This window comes from Streptomyces sp. NPDC091209 (genome assembly GCF_044757755.1).
Taxonomy (GTDB): Bacteria; Actinomycetota; Actinomycetes; order Streptomycetales; family Streptomycetaceae; genus Streptomyces.
Genome location: NZ_JBIVVR010000006.1, coordinates 454,818 through 473,986 on the forward strand (window position 1 = coordinate 454,818; position 19,169 = coordinate 473,986).

14 protein-coding genes and 1 pseudogene are annotated in these 19,169 nt (G+C 71.8%); 10 read left to right on the plus strand and 5 right to left on the minus strand.

What is annotated here, in order from left to right; translation table 11 throughout:
* Positions 1-105: 105 nt before the first annotated feature.
* The 3 genes from ACIQRL_RS20275 (at position 106) to nudC (ending at position 6,237) form a co-directional block, all read left to right on the plus strand.
* The gene (locus ACIQRL_RS20275) at positions 106-3,771 is read left to right on the plus strand and encodes a UvrD-helicase domain-containing protein (RefSeq protein ID WP_401333053.1); all 3,666 of its coding nucleotides are present in this window, start codon (positions 106-108) and stop codon (positions 3,769-3,771) included.
* A gap of 10 nt (positions 3,772-3,781) precedes the next feature.
* Complete coding sequence (locus ACIQRL_RS20280; RefSeq protein WP_401333055.1) at positions 3,782-5,194, plus strand: dipeptidase; 1,413 nt, start codon at positions 3,782-3,784, stop codon at positions 5,192-5,194.
* 95 nt (positions 5,195-5,289) lie between these two features.
* Positions 5,290-6,237: an NAD(+) diphosphatase gene (gene nudC, locus ACIQRL_RS20285; protein WP_401333057.1), complete on the plus strand. Its 948-nt coding sequence runs from the start codon at positions 5,290-5,292 to the stop codon at positions 6,235-6,237.
* A 281-nt stretch (positions 6,238-6,518) separates the two neighbouring features.
* Here nudC and ACIQRL_RS20290 read toward each other — a convergent pair.
* Positions 6,519-8,888 (minus strand): annotated as a pseudogene (locus ACIQRL_RS20290) (ABC transporter permease).
* A complete protein-coding gene (locus ACIQRL_RS20295; RefSeq protein WP_401333058.1) occupies positions 8,885-9,577 on the minus strand; it encodes an ABC transporter ATP-binding protein in 693 nt (230 codons plus the stop codon). The pseudogene ACIQRL_RS20290 and the gene ACIQRL_RS20295 overlap by 4 nt, the downstream one beginning before the upstream one ends.
* Before the next feature lie 225 nt (positions 9,578-9,802).
* Here ACIQRL_RS20295 and ACIQRL_RS20300 point away from each other — a divergent pair, with 225 nt between their 5' ends.
* Positions 9,803-11,104 carry a sensor histidine kinase gene (locus ACIQRL_RS20300; RefSeq protein ID WP_401333060.1) on the plus strand — a complete coding sequence of 434 codons (1,302 nt, stop codon included), beginning with the start codon at positions 9,803-9,805 and terminating at the stop codon, positions 11,102-11,104.
* Complete coding sequence (locus tag ACIQRL_RS20305; RefSeq protein WP_401333062.1) at positions 11,101-11,781, plus strand: response regulator; 681 nt, start codon at positions 11,101-11,103, stop codon at positions 11,779-11,781. Before ACIQRL_RS20300 ends, ACIQRL_RS20305 begins: the two co-directional genes overlap by 4 nt.
* A 94-nt stretch (positions 11,782-11,875) precedes the next feature.
* On the opposite strand, the gene ACIQRL_RS20310 is transcribed toward ACIQRL_RS20305, so the two are convergent.
* On the minus strand, positions 11,876-12,133 hold the full coding sequence (locus tag ACIQRL_RS20310) for a mycoredoxin (RefSeq protein ID WP_328553569.1): 258 nt from the start codon (positions 12,131-12,133) through the stop codon (positions 11,876-11,878).
* Between the two features lie 282 nt (positions 12,134-12,415).
* Here ACIQRL_RS20310 and ACIQRL_RS20315 point away from each other — a divergent pair, with 282 nt between their 5' ends.
* The 5 genes from ACIQRL_RS20315 (at position 12,416) to ACIQRL_RS20335 (ending at position 16,435) form a co-directional block, all read left to right on the plus strand.
* Positions 12,416-14,716, plus strand: a complete 2,301-nt coding sequence (locus ACIQRL_RS20315) for an ATP-dependent DNA helicase UvrD2 (RefSeq protein WP_401333064.1) — start codon at positions 12,416-12,418, stop codon at positions 14,714-14,716.
* A gap of 164 nt (positions 14,717-14,880) precedes the next feature.
* Positions 14,881-15,207 carry a hypothetical protein gene (locus ACIQRL_RS20320; protein WP_401333066.1) on the plus strand — a complete coding sequence of 109 codons (327 nt, stop codon included), beginning with the start codon at positions 14,881-14,883 and terminating at the stop codon, positions 15,205-15,207.
* 175 nt (positions 15,208-15,382) lie between these two features.
* A complete protein-coding gene (locus ACIQRL_RS20325) occupies positions 15,383-15,751 on the plus strand; it encodes a WhiB family transcriptional regulator (protein WP_028802016.1) in 369 nt (122 codons plus the stop codon).
* Positions 15,748-16,071: a hypothetical protein gene (locus ACIQRL_RS20330; protein ID WP_401333068.1), complete on the plus strand. Its 324-nt coding sequence runs from the start codon at positions 15,748-15,750 to the stop codon at positions 16,069-16,071. The genes ACIQRL_RS20325 and ACIQRL_RS20330 overlap by 4 nt, the downstream gene beginning before the upstream one ends.
* A 139-nt stretch (positions 16,072-16,210) precedes the next feature.
* Entirely contained in the window at positions 16,211-16,435 is a 225-nt protein-coding gene (locus ACIQRL_RS20335) for a hypothetical protein (protein WP_401333070.1), read from the plus strand.
* An 18-nt stretch (positions 16,436-16,453) separates the two neighbouring features.
* On the opposite strand, the gene ACIQRL_RS20340 is transcribed toward ACIQRL_RS20335, so the two are convergent.
* Positions 16,454-17,830: an ABC1 kinase family protein gene (locus ACIQRL_RS20340; RefSeq protein ID WP_401333072.1), complete on the minus strand. Its 1,377-nt coding sequence runs from the start codon at positions 17,828-17,830 to the stop codon at positions 16,454-16,456.
* Positions 17,823-19,019 carry a TOMM precursor leader peptide-binding protein gene (locus ACIQRL_RS20345; RefSeq protein ID WP_401333074.1) on the minus strand — a complete coding sequence of 399 codons (1,197 nt, stop codon included), beginning with the start codon at positions 19,017-19,019 and terminating at the stop codon, positions 17,823-17,825. Before ACIQRL_RS20345 ends, ACIQRL_RS20340 begins: the two co-directional genes overlap by 8 nt.
* Between the last annotated feature and the right edge of the window lie 150 nt (positions 19,020-19,169).

The window sequence follows — 19,169 nt, forward strand, 5'->3', positions numbered from 1 at the left end:
ACGTCAGCGAGTGACGCACGGCACCACATGTGCTGACCTGCGTTTCTTCCGCCCCGGGCGCAGATGTGGCCACCGCTGTCAGTGGACGCCGCTAGCCTCTGCGACATGCCCGCCCGTATCACCGACCCCGAACAGCTCAAGGAGCTCCTCGGCATCCCGTTCACCCCGGAACAGACGGACTGCATCACCGCGGAGCCGGCCCCGCAGGTGATCGTGGCCGGAGCCGGTTCGGGCAAGACCACGGTGATGGCGGCACGTGTGGTGTGGCTGGTCGGCACCGGGCAGGTCGCCCCCGAGCAGGTCCTCGGTCTGACATTCACCAACAAGGCGGCCGGTGAACTCGCCGAGCGCGTCCGCAAGGCACTCGTCAGGGCGGGCGTCACGGACCCGGACGTCATCGACCCCGACAACCCGCCGGGCGAGCCGGTCATCTCCACCTACCACGCCTTCGCGGGCCGCCTGCTCACGGACCACGGCCTGCGCATCGGGCTCGAACCGACGTCGCGGTTGCTCGCCGACGCCACCCGCTACCAGCTCGCCGCGCGCGTGCTGCGCGAGGCGCCGGGTCCGTATCCGGCGCTGACCCGATCCTTCCCGGACCTGGTCGGCGACCTCCTGACCCTCGACTCCGAGCTCGCCGAACACCTCGTACGGGCGGAGGGGCTGCGCGCCCACGACGCCGAACTGCTGCGCACCCTGGAGAGCGTCGCTCTCACCAACCCGGATCTGCGGAAGGTCCCCGAGGCCGCCGCCGCCCGGCGGGAACTCGCCGAGCTGGTGGGCCGTTACCGGGCGGCGAAACGCGAGCGCGACCTCCTCGACTTCGGCGACCAGATCGCTCTCTCGGCCACACTGGCCAGTACCCGTCCCGAGGTCGGGGAGATCCTGCGCGACGAGTTCCGGGTGGTCCTGCTGGACGAGTACCAGGACACCTCGGTGGCCCAGCGCGTCCTGCTCGCCGGACTGTTCGGCGCCGGGACGGGACACCCCGTGACCGCGGTCGGCGACCCCTGCCAGGCGATCTACGGGTGGCGCGGCGCCTCCGTGGCCAACCTCGACGACTTCCCCGAGCACTTCGCGCGCCCCGACGGCCGCCCCGCGACCCGCCAGTCGCTCAGCGAGAACCGCCGCAGCGGCGGCCGCCTCCTCGACCTCGCCAACGGCCTCGCTGAGCCGCTGCGCGCGATGCACGCGGGCGTGGAGGCCCTGCGGCCCGCTCCCGGGGCCGAGCGGGACGGCCTCGTGCGCTGCGCGCTGCTGCGCACCCATGCCGAGGAGATCGGCTGGCTCGCCGACTCCATCGCCCATCTGGTCCGCACCGGAACGGCACCCGCCGAGATCGCTGTCCTGTGCCGCACCGCCACCGACTTCGCCGAGATCCAGGGCGCACTCGTAGCCCGCGACATCCCCGTCGAGGTGGTGGGCCTCTCCGGTCTGCTGCACCTGCCCGAGGTGGCCGACCTCGTGGCCGTCTGCGAGGTCCTCCAGGACCCCGGGGCGAACGCCTCCCTCGTCCGGCTGCTCACCGGTCCGCGCTGGCGGATCGGCCCGCGCGACCTCGCCCTCCTCGGGCGCCGCGCCCGGCTGCTCGTGTCCCGCGCGCGCGTGGGCGCCGACGACGATCCGGACCGCAGGCTCGCCGCGGCCGTCGAGGGGGTCGACCCGGCCGAGGTGATATCGCTCGCCGACGCCCTCGACACGTTCCTGGAGACACCCATCGAAGCCGCCGGGGACGACGACGGGCTGCCGTTCTCGCCGGACGCGCGAGTGCGTTTCGCGCGTCTCGCCGCCGAACTGCGCGACCTGCGCCGCTCGCTCGCCGACCCGCTGATGGACGTTCTGCACCGGGTCCTCGCCGTCACCGGTCTCGAGGTGGAGCTCTCCGCCTCCCCGCACGCCCTGGCCGCCCGCCGCCGCGAGACCCTGTCGAACTTCCTGGACATCGCCGCGTCCTTCGCCTCCGGTGACGGCGAGGCGAGCCTGCTGGCCTTCCTCGGCTTCCTGCGCACCGCCGCGCAGTACGAGAAGGGCCTGGACAACGCCCTGCCCGGCGGCGAGAACACTGTCAAGGTGCTCACCGCCCACAAGTCCAAGGGCCTGGAATGGGACGTGGTGGTCGTCCCCGGTCTCGTCAACGGCACCTTTCCCAGCAGCCAGGGACGCGAGAAATGGACCTCCCAGGGCAAGGTCCTGCCGCACCGGCTGCGCGGTGACGCCGACACGCTGCCGGACGTCGAAGCCTGGGACGCGAAGGGCATCAAGGCCTTCCACGAGGCCATGAAGGCCCACCAGCACACCGAGGAACTGCGCCTCGGCTATGTCACGTTCACCCGCCCCCGTTCGCTCCTGCTCGGATCCGGGCACTGGTGGGGCCCGTCCCAGAAGCGGCCGCGCGGCCCCTCGGACTTCCTGCATGCCCTGTACGACCACTGCGCGGCCGGACACGGTGAGATCGAGGTCTGGGCGGACGAGCCGGCGGAGGACGAGGAGAACCCGGCCCTGCACGAGGCGGCCGCCGACCATGCCTGGCCGCTCCCGCTCGACGACGCGGCCCTCGCCCGGCGTCGTGCGGCGGCGGAGACCGTACTCGCCCACCTGGAGCGGGTCGCGTCCCAGGCCCAGGCCCACCCGGGGGCCGACGGACACCGGCACGCGGCTGCCCACGACCCCGCCTCCCACGACGACCCGGAATGGCCGCCGCCGTCGCAGGACGACGTCCCGCCCTACGACGAGGACGACCTCCCCGAAGACGAGTTCTTCGAGGACGGGTTCTCCGGAGACGGGTTCTCCGAGGACGGCTTTCCTGAGGACCGTGTCCCGGAGGGCGACCTCCTGGACACCGCCCTGTCCGAGGGCGACGACTCCGACTCCGACTCCGACTGGGACTCCTGGACGACGGAACGACCGGGAGAGCGTCCGGCCGCCGGCACGAACGGCCGCCCCACCGTGCCGCACCAGGCCCAGGGCCCTGCCACGCTGCCCGCGGCCCGCCCGCACTCGCAGGAGACCGCGAACGAGCGCCTCACGCCCGAAGAGGCCCGCACCCTCGCCTCCTGGGACCGCGACCTGGACGCGCTGACCGGAGAACTCCTGCGCGCCCGCGCGACCGTCACCCACGTACCCCTGCCGGCCTCGCTCACCGCCTCCCAGCTCCTGCGCATGGCCGCCGACCCGGACGGCTTCGCACAGGAACTCGCCCGCCCCATGCCGCGCCCCCCGCAGCCCGCCGCGCGCCGGGGCACGCGCTTCCACGCCTGGGTGGAGTCCCGCTTCGAAGAGCTGCGGCTGCCCATGCTCGACCCCGAGGAACTGCCCGGCGGCGAGGCGGAGATCGCCGACGAACGTGACCTGGAAGCCCTGAAGGACGCCTTCGAACGCACTCCCTACGCGCACCGCACCCCGTACCGCGTCGAGGTGCCCTTCCAGCTCGCGATCGCCGGCCGGGTCGTCCGCGGCCGGATCGACGCCGTCTACAGGAACGGCGACGGCGAGGGGACGACGTACGAGATCGTCGACTGGAAGACCGGCCACGGCCGCACCGCCGACCCGCTCCAGCTCGCGCTGTACCGCCTGGGCTGGGCCGAGCGGCTGGGCGTGCCCCTGGAATCCGTCACGGCCGCGTTCCTGTACGTCCGCGACGGCGAACTCGTACGACCGGACGACCTCCCGGACCGTGCCGCGCTGGAGCGACTGCTCACCGAGGACCCGGCGGGCCCACCGGAGGGGGCTCCCGGAGAACCACCGGACGAACACGCCTCTGTGGGCGGATAGGCTCAGGAACATGAGCAAGCCCGTTGACAACGCCGTCAGCACCGTCCGTACGTACATCGGGACCCACCGCGCCGCCTTCCTCGACGATCTCGCGGAGTGGCTGCGCATCCCCTCGGTGTCGGCTCAGCCCGAGCACGCAGCGGACGTGGCACGCAGCGCCGACTGGCTTGCCGCCAAACTCCGGGAGACCGGCTTCCCGACCAGCGAGATCTGGCCGACCGCCGGCGCTCCGGCCGTCTTCGCCGAGTGGCCCTCCGAGGACCCCGAGGCGCCCACGGTCCTCGTCTACGGGCACCACGATGTGCAACCCGCCGCCCGCGAGGACGGCTGGGACACCGACCCCTTCGAGCCGGTGATCCGCGGAAACCGCCTCCACGCGCGCGGGGCCGCCGACGACAAGGGCCAGGTGTTCTTTCACACACTCGGCGTCCGGGCCCACCTCGCCGCCACCGGGCGCACCGCCCCGGCCGTGCACCTCAAACTGCTGATCGAGGGCGAGGAGGAGTCCGGCTCCCCGCACTTCCGCGACCTCGTCGAGAAGCACGCGGAGCGGCTCGCCGCCGACGCCGTGATCGTCTCCGACACCGGCATGTGGTCCGAGGACACCCCCACGGTCTGCACCGGCATGCGGGGCCTCGCCGAGTGCGAGATCGTCCTGCACGGGCCCGCGCAGGACATCCACTCCGGGTCCTTCGGGGGCGCCGTGCCCAACCCGGCCACCGCGGTCGCCCGCCTGGTCGCGGCCCTGCACGACGAGCACGCGCGCGTGGCCGTGCCCGGCTTCTACCAAGGCATCACCGAACTCACCGACCGCGAGCGCGAACTCTTCGCCGAGCTGCCCTTCGACGAGGAACGGTGGCTGCGCACGGCCAGGTCGACAGCCACCCACGGAGAGGCCGGACACACCACCCTGGAGCGCGTCTGGGCCCGCCCGACCGCCGAGGTCAACGGCATCGGCGGCGGCTACCAGGGCGCCGGCAGCAAGACGATCATCCCGTCCTCGGCCCTGGTGAAGCTCTCCTTCCGGCTGGTCGCCGGGCAGGATCCGGACCACATCGAGAAGGCCGTACGCGCCTGGGCGGCCGAGCAGGTACCCGACGGCATCCGGCACGAGATCACGTTCGGCGCGGCCACCCGCCCGTGTCTGACTCCGCTGGACCACCCCGCCCTGCAGTCCGTCGTACGCGCCATGGGCCGGGCCTTCGAGCAGCCGATCCGCTACACCCGCGAGGGCGGCTCGGGACCGGCGGCCGACCTCCAGGAAGTCCTCGGTGCCCCGGTGCTCTTCCTGGGCATCTCCGTTCCCTCCGACGGCTGGCACGCTCCCAACGAGAAGGTCGAACTGGATCTCCTCATGAAGGGCGTCGAAACGGCCGCCTACCTGTGGGGCGACCTGGCCGAGAACTGGCGCGAGACACACTGAACAAGCCGATCCGCACCCTCAAGAGCGCACCGCACACCCGTCCTGCTGGACCGCCCGCCGAAATAACCGTTCCACCGGGGGAGTTGGAAGCACCCGTGACCACCTGGACCGACCACAGCGCCGACCGTCCCATCTCGCTCACCGCTCCCAGCGGCATCGACCGGGCCGCCCACCACCGGCTCGACGAGGCCTGGCTCGCGGCGGCCTGGAGCCACCCCACGACCCGCGCCTTCGTGGTCTCCGGAGGCCAGGTGCTCATCGACGAGACGGCCGACGGCACCACCGAACTGCTGATGACGCCCTCCTTCGAGGCTCCTCTCACGGAGGCGCACCGCTACTTCCTGGGCACGGACGACGACGGGGTGAGCTACTTCGCACTCCAGAAGGACGCGCTTCCCGGCCGCATCGACCAGTCCGCCCGCCCGGCGGGCCTGCGTGAGGCCGGTCTCCTGCTGTCCCCGCGCGACGCCGGACTCATGGTGCACGCGGTCGCTCTGGAGAACTGGCAGCGGCTGCACCGCTTCTGCTCCCGCTGCGGCGAGCGCACGGTCATCGCGGCGGCCGGCCACATCCGCCGCTGCCCCGCCTGCGGCGCCGAGCACTACCCGCGCACCGACCCGGCCGTGATCATGGCCGTCACGGACGACGAGGACCGCATCCTGCTCGGCCGCCAGGTGCACTGGCCCGAGGGCCGCTTCTCCACGCTCGCGGGCTTCGTCGAGCCCGGCGAGTCGATCGAGCAGTCCGTGCGCCGCGAGGTCTTCGAAGAGGCGGGCGTGACGGTCGGCGCGGTCGAATACGTCGCCAGCCAGCCCTGGCCGTTCCCGTCCAGCCTCATGCTGGGCTTCATGGCCCGCGCCACCTCGTCGGAGATCAACGTCGACGGCGAGGAGATCCACGAAGCCCGCTGGTTCTCCCGGGAGGACCTGCGAGCCGCCTTCGAGTCCGGAGAGGTGGTGCCTCCGTACGGAATCTCGATCGCGGCCCGCCTGATCGAGCTCTGGTACGGCAAGCCCCTGCCGACGCGAGGGAACACCGCCTGACGTCGGCCGGACGTCGTTCTCCGCTCGACCTGCGCTCGACCTGCGCTCGACCCGCGCGAGCGAAGGGTTCGTCAGCCGCGAACCCTTCGGGACGGGAACGGTGGGCACGATCGGCTTCGTCTGTCGCGGCGCGGCCGTGACCGTCTCGACGATGTCCCGGTACGACCGCTGGCAGCGGCTTCGACTCCAGCCCCTGGCGCCATCGCGGCGCCAGGGGCGAGCCGACTCCCGCCTTGAACTCACCGGCCCGGCGGACGTCGCCCCCGCGCTTCGCCCGGTGGTCACTCCGTGCGCAGCGCCGTGGCCGTGCGGGCCCTGGCCGCCCAGCCCGCCGGAAGCAGCGCGCCCAGCACGGCGATCACGATCCCGGCCAGCCCCAGCAGCACCAGCTGCGGAGTGTCGTACACCTTGAGAACCGACGCCGGCAGTTCGGTGCCCGCCGCGTGCCCCATCACCGGGAGCACGAAGCCGTGCAGCGCGTAGCCGGCCGGTACGCCGATCAGTCCGCCGAGCACGCCGATCCCGGCCACCGAGGAGAGCACGAGGCTCACGGTCTGCCGCGGCGACATGCCGAGCGCCTTGCAGACACCCAGGTCGTGGACGCGTTCGCGGGTTTCGAGGACGACGGAGTTGAGCACGCCGAGGCTCGCCACGCAGACCAGCATCAGGGTGAGCAGCACCGCCATCGCGTCCAGGACGAGGATCATGCCCTCCTGCTGCGAGGCCGAATCGGCGAAGGCTCCGGCGCCGAGCGGCTTCAACGCCGCGGAGAGCTTGCGGGCGTACTCGTCGGGGGAGACACCCGGCTTCACCTGGATGTAGAAGGCCTGCGGCCCGGCGCCGGCGAAACCGGGGATGTCCGCGTGGATGTGCAGGCCGTCGTCGGACGTGTCGAAGGCTTCGCCGACGATCCGCAGGGTTTCCGTGTCCTTCTCGGAGGTGACCCGCACGGTGTCGCCGATCCTGGTGCCGGTCCGTTCCAGGAAACGCGTCGACACGACGATCTGTCCCGCGCCGGAGAGCCAGTGCCCGGAGATCATCTCGTAGCCGCCGGAACTCGAATCGCCCTGGTAGAGGCCGGCCCGGACCGAGCCGGAGATTCCGGCCACCGTGACCTCGGCCTGGCTCATGCCGTAGTACGCGGCGGTACCCGTCTGCGCCTCGATGGCGGCGCGGACCTTCGCCGGGTCGGCGGGCGTCGGCGCGCCGTGCCCCCTGGAACGGGGCCCGCCGCCCGGGGCGACCGGCCCGCCGCTGACAGCGGTGACATCGACGCGGTCCTCGGGATCCGACGCCGCGCCGACCGCGTTCAGGGACTGCGTCAGCCCCACCGCGAAGGTCGCCGCGACCGTGCCGAAAGCAACTGCCAGCAGCAGCGCGGCCGTACGGACCGGATGCGCGAAGGGGCTCGCGAGGCCGTAGGTCACCGGCCGCGGCAGCGGCAGCCGCCCCACCGCCCGATGCGCCCACTGGCCCCGACCCGTGCGCGGTGCCCGGCCGACCGCGATGGCCTCGACCGTACGCAGCCGCCCGGCCCGCAGTGCGGGGACCAGCGCCGCGACCCCGACGACGAGCAGCGCCACGGCCGGCACCACGACGTCCACCCACCAGGCCACGGCGAGCGAGGCCGTGCCGTACACCTGCTCGCTGTCCTTGAGCAGCGGTACGGCCAGCAGATTGCCCAGCACGACCCCCAGCGCGATGCCGACGCCGGCCGGGATCAACGCCTGGGCCACGTAGGCGCGTACCACCTCGCGCGGGGTGAAGCCGATGGCCTTGAGGATGCCGATCCGGCGCAGGCTCGTACCGACCGCGCCGCTGACCACACTGCCGACGATGATCACCGACATGACGATGCCGAGCAGGCCGAAGGCGACCAGGAACGGGATGCTCGCCGCCGCGCCCTGATCGGCGGCGTGCTTGGTGTCGAGATAGGACTGGGTTCCCAGCAGCGCCCCGGACGGCACCGCCGCGGCGAGCCGCTTCCTGTCCGCGGTCAACTGCCCCTTCGTACCGGCCGAGTCGAACCGGTAGAGCATCTGCCGCGTGACCGGGCCGTCCTTCGACGCCATCCCGCTGACCTGCGCGGGGAGTGTCCAGGCGTCGGCGGTCCGGCTGGCCGACAGGGCGAAGCCGACCACGGTGAGCGTCCGGCTGCCCGCGGCGTCCGAGGACTTCAGGGTGGAGCCGGTCCTGAGATCGGGTCCGGACAACGCCGCGGAGAGCACGATCTCGCCGGGCTTTCGTGCCCACCGGCCGGACTTCAGGGTCAGGTCGTCGACGGCACCGCCCGGACCGGACCGCCCGACCAGGGTCAGCCCCGGCAGATGCCCGCCGTGACCGTCCACCGGGTGGATGGTCGTGACGGGGAACGGCCCCGCGCTCGCCGTCACTCAGTCCAGCCGCCGGGTGGCATCGAGCTGCGCCGCAGTGGCTTTGGCCGGATCGAACTGCACGGTCAGATGCGCGCCGTGCTGGGCGGCGAAGGCGTGGTCGAAGGGCGCGTCGGTCGCGACCATGAGGGATCCGGCGACGACGGCCGAGGCCACGGCCATCATCGTGGCCACGGCGATCACCGCCGTCTGCACGCGGCGCCGGCCCACCCCGGAGCGTACGACCCGGCCGAGCGCGCCCGTGCCCCAGCGGCTCATCGGGCGGCCTCCGCATGCGTGTCGAGGGCCAGGTGACCGTCGACCAGATGGATCGTGCGGCTCGCGCACGCCTCCGCCAGCACCAGGTCGTGCGTGACCAGCACGATGGTCTGCCCGCCGCGGTGCAGATCCAGCAGCAGTTCCCGTACGTCGTGGCCCGAGGCGGTGTCGAGCGCGCCGGTCGGCTCGTCGGCGAGCAGCAGCGCGGGCCGGTTGACCAACGCCCGGGCGACCGCGACGCGCTGACGTTCACCGCCGGACAGTCTGCCGGGGTAGGCGCGGGCGTGCCGGGTGATGCCGAGCACCTCCATGAGCTCATCGGCGCGGGCCGCCGCCTCGCGCCTCGGGGTCCCGGTGAGCTGGGCGGGGAGCTGGATGTTGTCGGCGACGGTGAGGTCGTCGAGCAGATTGAAGAACTGGAAGACCATGCCGATCCGCGCGCGGCGGAACTTCGCGAGGGCGTGCTCGGTCAGCCGGTCGATCCGCTGCCCGGCCACGGTCACGGCTCCCTCGGTCGGCTTGTCCAGACCGGTGACGAGGTTGAGGAGCGTGGACTTGCCGCTGCCCGAAGGGCCCGTCACGGCGAGCGCCTCGCCCTGTTCGACGGTGAGCGTGAGCGGTCCGAGTGCGGGCGCGCCCGCGCTGTCGTACCGCTTGACCACGTCCTCCAGTTCGATCACCTGGGTCATGTGGAGTGTCCGTCCTTTGCGGTCGGGAGGGGACGTGCGCCGGCTTCCGGCTCAGCGAACGTAGGGGCGGTCCCGTTCCGGCCGCGTCGGCCGTGGCACCGACATCGGGCCCTTCTCGCGGAGGATCCGTCCGTGAGGTCATCCCTGCGATGTACGCCTCGAGGACAGCGGGCCTGCTCACGCAGGCGGACGCGAGTCCGGGCGCCAGGGCCGCACACTGGGCCGATGGAGACGGAGGACCGGCGCGGATGGCGACAGCAACTGCGCGACGCGCTGCGGCCGGAGGCGAAACCGGCCCCCCTGTCGCGCCGGGCGGTGCGCGCCGATGTGGTGCTGGCGGTCGTGCTCACCGTCATCGCGCTGATCGTCGCGACGCGATACCCCGACAGCGGGCCGGTGCGAATCGGGCAGGACGTGTCGATCGGGGCCCGGGTGCCTCCGATGCCCCCGGTCCCCAGGGTGCCCCCGGGCGGCCCGGTGGGGGAGGAGGAATCGTCGTCGACGATCTGGGTGCTCGTGGCGCTGTCGGCGCTGCCGCTGGCCTACCGGCGCCGGTATCCGCTGACCGCGTTCGCGGTGGTGACGGCCGCGACGCTGGCCATGGTCGACGACGCCCCCTGGATCAACGTGGCGACCTGCGTCATCGGCGCCTACAGCGCCGTCATGTACAGCCGCCACCGGATGCGGGCCATGGCGGGCATGGTCCTCGCCGCCGTACTGGCCGGCCTCGCGTTCAAGGACACGCAGCCCATCCTGCCGGGCTGGTCGAGTCCGGCCGTCGTGCTGCTGATCGCCGGGGCGCTGGCCGGCCTGGTCCGCATCTGGCAGCGACAGCTGGCGGCGAGCAGGGACCGCTACACGCAGTTGCAGCAGGCCCAGGAGGAGGCCACCCGCCGGGCGGTCCAGGAGGAGCGTTCCAGGATCGCCGCCGAGCTGCACGACGTCGTGACCCACAATGTGAGCGTGATGGTGATCCAGGCCGGCGCGGCGCGCAAGGTGATGGACGCGGCGCCCGAGCGGTCGAAGGAGGCGCTGCTCACGGTCGAGGCCGGGGGCCGGGCCGCCATGGCCGAACTGCGCCACGTCATGGGCCTGCTCGCGGCGCCGGACCACGAGCGCCCCGACGGCCTCGAACCCCAGCCCGGGCTCGGGCAGCTGGACGCCCTGGTCGAGCGGGTGCGTGCCGCCGGGACACCGGTGCGCGTAGCGGTCTCGCTGCCGCCCGACCCGCTGCCGCCCGGGGTGGACCTCGCGGCGTACCGGGTCGTCCAGGAGGCGCTGACCAACACGATCAAGCATGCCCCCGGCGCCGAAGCCTCCGTCATGGTCGGTTACGCCGAGGACTGTCTGGAGATCGAGGTCATGGACACCGGTGGCGCGCGGGACGCCGTGCCGGCGGCGGGCAACGGCCGCGGGCTCATCGGACTGCGCGAGCGGCTGGCGGTGTACCACGGCGAGCTGACGTGTGGGCCGACGCTCGTCGGCGGCTACCGGATCAGCGCTCGTATCCCCCGGCGGACCGCGTGAGCCGGCCGGCGCTGCGCGCTGTCATCGCCGACGACCAGGCCCTGGTGCGTACGGGCTTCGGGATGATCCTCGCCGCCGACGGGATCGAGGTGACGGCCGAGGCGGCCGACGGAGCCGAGGCGGTCGCCGCCGTCCGGCGAACCCGGCCCGACGTCGTCCTCATGGACATCCGGATGCCGCAGATGGACGGCATCGAGGCGACCCGGCGGATCCTCGCCGACGGCGGCCCGGACGGCACCAGAGTGATCATTCTGACCACGTACGACCTCGATCACTATGTCTATGCCGCGCTCACCGCCGGAGCCAGCGGTTTCCTGCTCAAGGACGTCACCCCGGAGCATCTGGTGGCCGCCGTACGCCTGGTGCAGTCCGGCGACGCGCTGCTCGCGCCCACGATCACCCGTCGGCTGATCGAGCGCTTCGCGCCCCGCGACGAGGTGCGGGCCACCATCCTGCACCGCGATCTGTCCGGACTGACGCCGCGCGAGCTGGAAGTCCTCCGGCTTCTCGCGACGGGTCTCAGCAACGCCGAGCTCGCCGAGCGGCTCTTCCTCAGTCCGACCACGGTCAAGACACATATCAGCCGCATCCTGTCGAAGCTGGATCTCCGCGACCGGGTCCAGGCCGTCGTCCTGGCGTACGAGGCGGGGCTGATCTCCCCGGGCGGCGGCGCCTAGATCGTTCGCACGGCTCCGCACGGCTCCGCACGGCTCCGCACAGCGACGCCCCCTCCGGTGACCTCGACCGGAGGGGGCGTGGCGCGCGGGAGCGTCAGACCGCGAGAGCCTGCTTGACCTGGGCCAGGCTCGGGTTCGTCATGACGATGTTCTCGCCACCGCCGGAGGGGACCACCAGAACGGTCGGAACCGTCTGGTTGCCGCCGTTCGCCTTCTCGACGAACGCCGCGGACTGCGGGTCCTGCTCGATGTTGATCTCGTTGTACGCGATGCCCTCACGGTCCATCTGGCTCTTGAGCCGACGGCAGTAGCCGCACCACGTGGTGCTGTACATCGTCACAGTTCCCTGCATGTCTCATGCGCTCCTTCACGGCTTCGGGTGCGTGGTCGCTGCTAGTGGAACGCGGGTCACCCGGTCGCCATTCCCACCGGGGGTATCAAGGGCGCCCGCCGAGACGTGACGCTCGCCGCACTGCACTGCACTGCACTGCACTGCACTGGACTGCGCTGCGCTGATGCACCGCACCGTAGCGCGACGGCTGGGGCAGGGGAGGGGCGACGGCCGGGGCGGGGGAGGATCGACGGCCGGGGCAGGGGAGGGGCGCGACGTCCGGAGCGTGGCCGAGATACGACCATGGCGCACGCGGCGGACGTGACGCTTGCCGCATTCGTACGACTGCAGGCGCCTCCCTGTGGACAACCGGCTCACCCGTCTCTCCCGACCTGGCAGCATGGCGGGGTGACAGCAGCAACGCACTCCACCCTCTTCCCGCAGGTTCCGGACACGGCCGACGCGGTGCTCGACGGGCTCGACCCCGAGCAGCGCGAGGTCGCCACCGCCCTGCACGGTCCGGTGTGCGTACTGGCGGGCGCCGGTACGGGCAAGACGCGGGCGATCACCCACCGCATCGCCTACGGGGTGCGCGCGGGGATTCTCCAGCCCTCCAGCGTGCTCGCGGTCACGTTCACCAACCGGGCCGCGGGCGAGATGCGCGGCCGGCTCCGTCAGCTCGGCGCCGGAGGAGTCCAGGCCCGTACCTTCCACTCCGCGGCCCTGCGCCAGCTCCAGTACTTCTGGCCGAAAGCTGTCGGTGGCAGTCTGCCCCGGCTCGTGGACCGCAAGATCCAGCTCGTCGCGGACGCGGCGGCCGCCTGCCGCATCCGCCTCGACCGAGGAGAGCTGCGGGACGTCACCGGGGAGATCGAGTGGTGCAAGGTCACCCAGACCATCCCCGCCGACTACGCCGCTGCCGCCGCCCGCGCGGGACGCGAAGCCCCCCGGGACCCGGCCGAGACCGCCAAGATCTACTCCGCGTACGAGGACCTCAAGCGCGACCGCGCCGTCATCGACTTCGAGGACGTGCTGCTGTTGACGGTCGCCATCCTGCAGGACCGGCACGACATCGCCGAGCAGGTCCGCTCCCAGTACCAGCACTTCGTGGTCGACGAGTACCAGGACGTCAGCCCGCTCCAGCAGCGCCTTCTGGAGCTGTGGCTGGGCGAGCGGGACAACCTCTGCGTGGTCGGTGACGCCAGCCAGACGATCTACTCGTTCACCGGTGCGACCCCCGACCATCTTCTCGACTTCCGCACCCGCCACCCGGGAGCCACCGTCGTCAAGCTCGTCCGCGACTATCGCTCCTCGCCCCAGGTCGTCCATCTCGCCAACGGACTGCTCTCCCAGGCCCGAGGCAGGGCCGCCGAGCACCGCCTCGAACTGATCTCCCAGCGGCCCCCGGGTGCCGAGCCCGTCTACGCCGAGTACACGGACGAGCCCGCCGAGGCCGAGGGCGCCGCCCGACGCATCCGCGACCTCATCGCCTCGGGAGTTCCCGCCGGCGAGATCGCCATCCTGTTCCGCACGAACTCCCAGTCCGAGACCTACGAAGGGGCCCTCGCCGACGCCGGTGTGCCCTACCAACTGCGCGGTGCCGAGCGGTTCTTCGACCGCCCCGAGGTGCGCAAGGCGGGATCGGCCCTGCGCGCCGCAGCCCGCTTCGGCGGCAACGACTCACTGCTCGACGATGTCGTCGACCTGCCCTCGCAGGTCCGAGCGGTGCTCTCGGGCGAAGGCTGGACCAGCAATCCCCCGGCCGGCTCCGGCGCCGTCAGAGAGCGCTGGGAGTCGCTGGCCGCCCTGGTGAATCTCGCCCAGGACTTTGCGACCGCCAAGCCCGGCGCGACGCTGGGCGACCTGGTGGCCGAGCTCGACGAGCGCGCGAGCGCCCAGCACGCCCCGACCGTGCAGGGTGTCACCCTCGCCTCCCTGCACTCCGCCAAGGGACTGGAGTGGGACGTCGTCTTCCTGGTCGGGGTGGCCGAGGGCATGATGCCGATCACCTACGCAAAGACCGACGAGCAGATCGAGGAGGAGCGCCGCCTTCTCTACGTCGGTGTCACCCGCGCCAGGGAGCGCCTCTTCGTCTCCTGGGCGCTCGCCCGCTCGCCCGGCGGCCGCGCGGGCCGGCGCCCCAGCCGGTTCCTCGACGGGCTGCGCCCGGGCTCCGTCGCCACGGCGGGCCGCGGCGGTGGCGGCGCCTCGGGCGGCATCGAGCGCGGCGCCGGAAGCAGTGGCGTCACCGCCGTGCGGCGCACGAGCCGCAGCCCCGCGCGCTGCCGGGTCTGTGGCCGCACCCTCACCGACGCGGGTGAGATGAAGCTGATGCGCTGCGAGGGCTGCCCCTCCGACATGGACGAGGGTCTCTACGAGCGGCTGCGCGAGTGGCGCGCGGTGCAGGCGCAGCGCAGTGGGCAGCCCGCGTTCTGCGTCTTCACCGACAAGACACTGATGGCGATCGCGGAGACGGCGCCGGACGGCGAGGGCGAGCTGGCCCGGATCCCCGGGGTCGGTGTGCGCAAACTCAACCGCTTCGGAGCCGACGTTCTGGCCATCTGCGCAGGTCGGGAGGTTGGAGGGGACGGTGAGGGTGATTGATTCAAACTCGTCGGAAAAATAGTTTGCGCATGCCCCAGCAATCCCCATAGGTTCTTAACCACGGCAGCAGCGGCCTTCTCCAAGGCCCTGGTTCCGTGCTGTACTTAATAACCGTCGGACCGGCTCGCACCGGTCCCCCAAGACGCCGAGAGGAGGCGATTCCAGTGATCAGCATCAACACCAGCTTCATCAACACCGTGAAAATGACCGATCGCTCGGTCGTCGTCTCCACGTGCATGCTCGGCGTCTCGAACCTGGGCACTGGTCTGTCCGGCATTCCTGCCGTCCGGCCGGCGTCCTCCGTGTCTCTCGCGGGTCTTCCCGTCAGTGAGCGCAATGAGCGACCGACACAGGCACTGGAAGCGGCAGTAGAGGCCCAGGCACATGCCTATGCCTTTGCGGCAACCGGTGCCGGATCCCTGAAGCAGACGCAGCAGCACCACACGATGTGGGCCTTCCGTGGGCCTGAACCCTGGAGTGATCCAGCCTGATCAACCATCAGGCCGGCGCCTTCAGGGCCGCGGAACCCCACCCGGGATCCGCGGCCCTTCTGTTTGTCCCCGACCGGGGATGGCAGAGCGAAGGGGCCTCGGGACAAGAACAGAACCCGGTACCAGCCGCCAACCGGCCAACCCGGCCGGCACGACCAGACGAGGAAAACCAACCGTGCAACTCGAAGCGCACGCCCCGTCCGTACCGCCTTCCGAAACGATCCCCCCGCCCGGCCTCACGGAGGACTCCACCTTGATCCCGCTCACTGCGCTCACCGCGCTCGACGACGCCATCGAGAACCTCGGCGTACCCGTCCCCTGCCGTTCCTACGACCCGGAGGTCTTCTTCGCCGAGTCGCCGGCCGACGTCGAGTACGCCAAGTCTCTCTGCCGCACCTGCCCACTGATGGAGGCCTGCCTCGCCGGCGCCAAGGAGCGGCGTGAGCCCTGGGGCGTCTGGGGTGGCGAGCTCTTCGTCCAGGGTGTTGTCGTGGCCCGCAAGCGGCCGCGTGGCCGCCCGCGCAAGAACCCGGTTGCGGCATGAACATCCGAGGAACGATCGACCGCCCCCTGACGCACGACCCCAAGAAGCAGGCCCCGATGAAGCCGTCCACGAGCGAGCCCGCAGGCTCCGCGACCCCAGACTTCACCACCACCGGCGCGAACGACTCGCGTCAGAACAGGACCCGAGAGATGCAACTCATCCCAGAAGCCTTGGCTCGTGCGCATATGCACGAGCGACTGCACCAGGCCGAGCGGGAGCGCCGGGCTGTGCGCCTGGCGACCGCTCGCCGCATGCAGCGCAGGGCCGAGCGCGCTTCGATGCGAGCCCGGCGCGCGCTGGCCATGGCGGTCATGCAGTAATCGACGCACGTCGTCGTAGCAGCCGTTGCAGTCGCAGCAGTCTCAGGCATTGAATCTGGCGGGGGCCGGTCCGAAGGGACCGGCCCCCGCGGTGCGTTGCACCGGACGAACCGCCGATCGCGGCGATATCGTCGCCCGAGTGACGAGTCTTCCCGAAGACAGTGACAGCACCGGCTCCACACCCGCGTCCGACACGGGCGAGCCCCAGAAGATCGTGTGCGCCCTCTGCGGCACACCGGCCGACGGTCCCCGGCCGATGTGGACCTGTTCCGTCGAGAACGGCACCCGCCACTACTTCTGTGACAACTGCGCCCGCGGCAACCTCAGAGCGATCGAGGGCCGACTCGACTCGGCCTGGTGGTAGAGCCGGTCCCGCACCGGCTCATGCCTCGGCGGCCGACACCTCTTCGCCCAACTCCTCGTCCTCCAGCTCCTCCTCCGGCATGAACCCCGGCAGCCACTCCTCCAGTTCGTCGCGCAGCCGGACCGTCGCGCCGAGCTGGCACAGGACACCTATGGTGCTGAGGGTCACCCGGTGTATGAGGAGGTACGCCGGCGGAAGGTTCAACTGCCGGCCCAACTGGTGGGCGGGGGAGCGCGGGTCGGCGATACGGGCGGCCTGGCTGCGCATCCAGCCTCGGGTGAAGGTGAACGCGTCCACCTGGGCCGGTTCGATGATCGGCAGCAGATAGTCCAGGACCGCGTCGGGTTCGAGGTCTATCGACTCCTTGACGAAGCCTTCCTCGCGGAGCAGTTCATAGACCGAATCGGCGTCACCGTCCAGGGTCATGCGGAGGGAATCGCCGATCGGCTGGGGCAGGCCGCCGGGAAGCCGGTCCACCGTGCCGAAGTCGAGGACCCCCAGACGCCAGCCGCTCTTCTCGTCCGGCAGGAGACGGAAATTGCCCGGGTGCGGATCGGCGTGCAGCAGGCCGGTGCGGGCGGGCCCGGAGAAGAGGAAGCGGGCCAGCAACTGGCCGGCGCGGTCCCGCTGCTCCTGCGTACCGCCGGTGATCACCTCCGACAGCGGCACCCCGTCGATCCACTCGGTCACCAGGACCTGCTCGCACTGGTGGACCACCGCGGGCACCATGACGTCCGGGTCGCCCGCGAACTCCTCGGCGTGCGCCGCCTGGGCCCGCGCCTCCAGGCCGTAGTCGAGCTCCTCGGAGACGCGGTCGCGCAGCTCCGAGATGAGCGGCTTGATGTCCATACCGGGGATCAAGGGACCCAGGAGCCGGGCGAAGCGGCCGAGCTGGGTCAGGTCGGACAGGAGGGCCTCACCCGCACCCGGATACTGCACCTTGACGGCGACTTCGCGGCCGTCGTGCCACACCGCCCGGTGCACCTGACCGATCGAGGCCGCTGCCGACGGCTTGTCCTCGAACTCCACGAAGAGCTCGGGCCAGTCCGCGCCGAGCCGCTCCTCCAGCACGGAGTGGACCGTGCGCGTCGGCATGGGGGGTGCCGCTTCCTGGAGTTTCGTCAGCGCCGCCCGATAGGGACCCGCGACTTCTTCCGGTAGTGCCGACTCGAATACGGACAGTGCCTGCCCGAACTTCATAGCACCGCCCTTCAGCTCGCCGAGCACCTTGAAGAGCTGCTCCGCCGTGCGCTGCTGAAGCTCGCGGCCCACGATCTCCGCGGACTTCCCGCCGATCCGCTTCCCGAGTCCCCAGGTCGCACGCCCGGCGAAGCCGAGCGGCAGCGCGGCCAGTTTGGCAGTACGGGTGACTGCCTTCCGGGGAAGATCAGACATGCGCCCTCCAGGTCCCAGCAAGCCGTGCAGCGTTCGGCTGTTGCCCTGCCATTGTCTCGTGCGTTTCGCCGTCCTCGGGGGTCCGCTCACCTTTTGTTTTCTCCGCGGTGCCGCAGGAGCAGGCGGGATGCGCCCAGACCGGCGTCGCGTGCCAGTCGCATCCGGGCAGGGACGCCTCCCAGCGGGCGCCCGTGCTGGAGGGCGGATCTCCGTCCAGGAAGGCGAGCGCGTGGCTCGCGGCGAGTCCGGCGACGGCCGCGGCCAGGGCGAGGTCGCACGCGGCCACCTTGCGCTGCCGTCCGGAGCGCCACTGCGCGACCAGCCGCGGCCAGGTCGGATCCCGGTCGGTGCGCCGCTGGTCCAGACAGCCCGCACAGCCGGTGTCGCCCGGCAGGACCAAGGGGCCCACGACTCCGGTCGCCTCGACGACCCCGGCGTACAGGTGGGGTGTGCCTGAGGTGATCAGGCTCTCGGCCGCCGCGGGGTCCGGCGCGTGGACGGCGAGACCGTCCAGGGGAGCGAGGACCACCAGGGACAGTCCGTGCGTCGGCTCCCCCTCCCTCTCCCTCTCCTTGGAGGAGGCGCGGGGCGGACGGTCCGGGGCCGCTCGGCGCACCGCCCGACGGGCGGCGTCCTCCCGGCGCTCGCCGATGGACTCCACAGAGAGCCCGCCCGCCGCCACGTCCCACGGCTCGACGCGGCCGAGGTCCCGCACCTCGACCTCGCCCACCCCGGCGCCCGCGAGCAGCGCGGCCAGGACCACGCCGACCCGGCCGGCGCCCCGTACCTGTACGCGCAGGCAGCGGCGGGCGGCCAGACGCTTGACCGCCCCGCCGGGCTCGGGGGCGACGAGGGAGAGGGAGGCGAGGTCGGACCGCAGCCGGTCCATGACCTCCTTCCTCTCGCGCAACGCGTCCGCGGCCGGACCGCCTCCGGTCGTGTCGTCGAGCAGGCCCGACCGGGCCAGCCGGTCCACCAGCCCGTCGACATGGCCGTCGGGCAGCCCCATCTCCCGTCCCTGCTCCCGCAACAGCGGCATTCCGCGTGTCCCGTCGAGCAGTTCGAGGAAGCTGCCGGTCGCCGTGTCCATCGGGCCCAGCACCATCGCGTGCGCCGGTGCCATCCCGAACTGGACCGTGTTGAGATCCCGCCAGCCGCGCCGCAGAGCGGGCTTCATGATCGGATGCATGACCTACCCCCGTAGATCCGTAGTACGTCCCCGTATGTCCGCGGTGCACTCCCGCAGCGCGGACCGAATGCCAGCATGCCCGTCCCCGTCGACCCACGCCGAAAGTTGTCCACAGGCGGCACCGTTCGTCGCACAAATCAAACGCGCAGG

Excerpts from the sequence above, each read along its gene's own strand:
- ACIQRL_RS20275 (WP_401333053.1), top strand. The coding sequence starts at position 106 with ATGCCCGCCCGTATCACCGACCCCGAACAGCTCAAGGAGCTCCTCGGC.
- ACIQRL_RS20330 (WP_401333068.1), top strand. The coding sequence starts at position 15,748 with ATGAACATCCGAGGAACGATCGACCGCCCCCTGACGCACGACCCCAAG.
- ACIQRL_RS20300 (WP_401333060.1), top strand. The coding sequence starts at position 9,803 with ATGGAGACGGAGGACCGGCGCGGATGGCGACAGCAACTGCGCGACGCG.
- ACIQRL_RS20295 (WP_401333058.1), bottom strand. The coding sequence starts at position 9,577 with ATGACCCAGGTGATCGAACTGGAGGACGTGGTCAAGCGGTACGACAGC.
- ACIQRL_RS20315 (WP_401333064.1), top strand. The coding sequence starts at position 12,416 with ATGGCGCACGCGGCGGACGTGACGCTTGCCGCATTCGTACGACTGCAG.
- ACIQRL_RS20280 (WP_401333055.1), top strand. The coding sequence starts at position 3,782 with ATGAGCAAGCCCGTTGACAACGCCGTCAGCACCGTCCGTACGTACATC.
- ACIQRL_RS20345 (WP_401333074.1), bottom strand. The coding sequence starts at position 19,019 with ATGCATCCGATCATGAAGCCCGCTCTGCGGCGCGGCTGGCGGGATCTC.
- ACIQRL_RS20340 (WP_401333072.1), bottom strand. The coding sequence starts at position 17,830 with ATGTCTGATCTTCCCCGGAAGGCAGTCACCCGTACTGCCAAACTGGCC.
- ACIQRL_RS20310 (WP_328553569.1), bottom strand. The coding sequence starts at position 12,133 with ATGCAGGGAACTGTGACGATGTACAGCACCACGTGGTGCGGCTACTGC.